Origin of the sequence: Streptomyces durbertensis, from assembly GCF_014156695.1 — a bacterium.
GTDB classification, from domain to species: domain Bacteria; phylum Actinomycetota; class Actinomycetes; order Streptomycetales; family Streptomycetaceae; genus Streptomyces; species Streptomyces durbertensis.
Window position 1 is genome coordinate 1 of the sequence record NZ_WMLF01000686.1, and the last position, 1,857, is coordinate 1,857.

A 1,857-nucleotide genomic window follows, 5' to 3' on the forward strand; every position below is an offset into this window, starting at 1 on the left:
GTGTTCTCGTAGATGTGTTTGGCCTGGCGGTATTCGGCGAGGCCGTCGAGGCCGAGTTCGCGGCCGATGCCGGAGCGTTTGAAGCCGCCCCATTCGGCCTGTGGCAGGTAGGGGCCGAAGTCGTTGATCCAGACCGTGCCGTGGCGGAGTCGCCGGGCGACGCGCTCGGCGCGGCCGGCGTCGGCGGTCCAGACGGCGCCGGCGAGGCCGTAGTCGGTGTGGTTGCCGAGTTCGACCGCTTCGGCTTCCTCGGTGAAGCGTTCGACGGTGACGATGGGGCCGAAGGTCTCCTCCTGGACGATGCGCATGTCGCGGGTGCAGTCGTCGAAGACGGTGGGGCGGTAGAAGAAGCCGTTGCGGAGTGCGGGGTCGTCGGGGCGCTGTCCGCCGGTGAGGAGGGTGGCGCCTTCGCGCTTGCCGAGTTCGACGTAGGACTCGACCTTGTCGCGGTGGGCGGCGGAGACGAGGGGGCCGCTTTCGGTGTCGGCGTCGAGGCCGTTGCCGAGGCGGATGCGTTCGGCGCGGGCGACGAGTTCGCCGATGAACGGTTCGTGGAGGCTGTCCTCGACGATGAGGCGGGTGCCGGCGGAGCAGACCTGTCCGGCGTGGAAGAAGACGGCCATCAGGGCGTAGTCGATGGCGGTTTCGAAGTCGGCGTCGGCGAAGACGATGTTGGGGTTCTTGCCGCCGAGTTCGAGGGCGATGTTCTTCACGGTGCCGGCGGCGGCGCGCATGATGTTGCGGCCGGTCTCCAGGCCGCCGGTGAAGGAGACGAGGTCGACTTCGGGGCTTTCGACGAGGGGGCCGCCGACGGCGGCGCCGGCGCCGAGGACGAGGTTGACGACGCCGGGTGGCGCGCCGGCCTCCTCGATGAGTTCGACCATCTTGACGGTGGTGAGCGGGGTGATCTCACTGGGCTTGATGATCATGGTGTTGCCGGCGGCCAGCGCCGGCGCCACCTTCCAGGAGGCCTGGAGGAGGGGGTAGTTCCAGGGGGCGATGAGGGCGCAGACGCCGACGGGTTCGTGGACGACGCGGCTGCGGATGCGCGGGTCGCCCGCGTCGACGACGCGGCCGGAGTCGGCTTCGGCCTGGCCGGCGTAGTAGTCGAAGACGGCGGTGACGTCGTCGACGTCGATGCCGGACTCGACGAGGGTCTTGCCGGTGTCGAGGGTTTCCAGCCGGGCGATCTCGCCGCGGTCGCGCTGGAGGTACCGGGCGACGCGGCGCAGCAGGTCGGAGCGCTGCCGGGGGGTCCAGGACGGCCAGGTGTCGCCGTCGAACGCGGCGCGGGCGGCGGAGACGGCCGCGCGGGCGTCGTTCTCGTCACCCTCGTCGACGGAGCGGACCACTGACTGGTCGTAGGGGTTGATGACCTCGCGGGTGGCGCCGCCGGAAGCGGTCACCCATTTCCCGCCGATAAACAGACTGGACGTGGGAATTCCTCTCCCGGTTGAGCCGAATGCGGCACTCCGTAATGCGCTGGGACGCGTCGCTGCCTACGTTAGTGGCGGCGGCGTCCGCTGCCACGCGGACACGAGCGACGGAACGCGTCGGAGATGAGGACCGGGCCCGGCGGATGGAGGGAGAACAGCGCCGGGACAGGGAAATCGGATTCCGGCGGCGCTACTGACCAGTACCCACGGACGGCCTAACGAGGAACGCGGCGACACGGGAAACCGATGAGCCAGAGGAGCGCGGTATGAGCCGAGCGAAGTACGACTACGTCATCGTCGGTGGGGGTTCGGCCGGTTGCGCGCTGGCCAACAGGCTGAGCGCGGACCGGGAGAACAGCGTCCTGGTGCTGGAGGCCGGCCGGCCGGACTGGCGCTGGGACATCCTCACCCACATGCCGGC

Annotated in this window: 2 protein-coding genes; one reads left to right on the plus strand and one right to left on the minus strand. The window is 69.8% G+C overall.

Translation table 11 applies throughout. From position 1 onward, the window contains the following. Positions 1-1,442, minus strand: a 1,442-nt coding sequence (locus GL263_RS25910; RefSeq protein ID WP_182858170.1) for an aldehyde dehydrogenase family protein, incomplete at its 3' end; no start/stop codon positions are given. Positions 1,443-1,702: 260 nt separating this feature from the next. Here GL263_RS25910 and GL263_RS25915 point away from each other — a divergent pair. Continuing rightward, the coding region (locus tag GL263_RS25915) for a lycopene cyclase family protein (protein ID WP_182858169.1) at positions 1,703-1,857 on the plus strand (155 nt) is incomplete at its 3' end.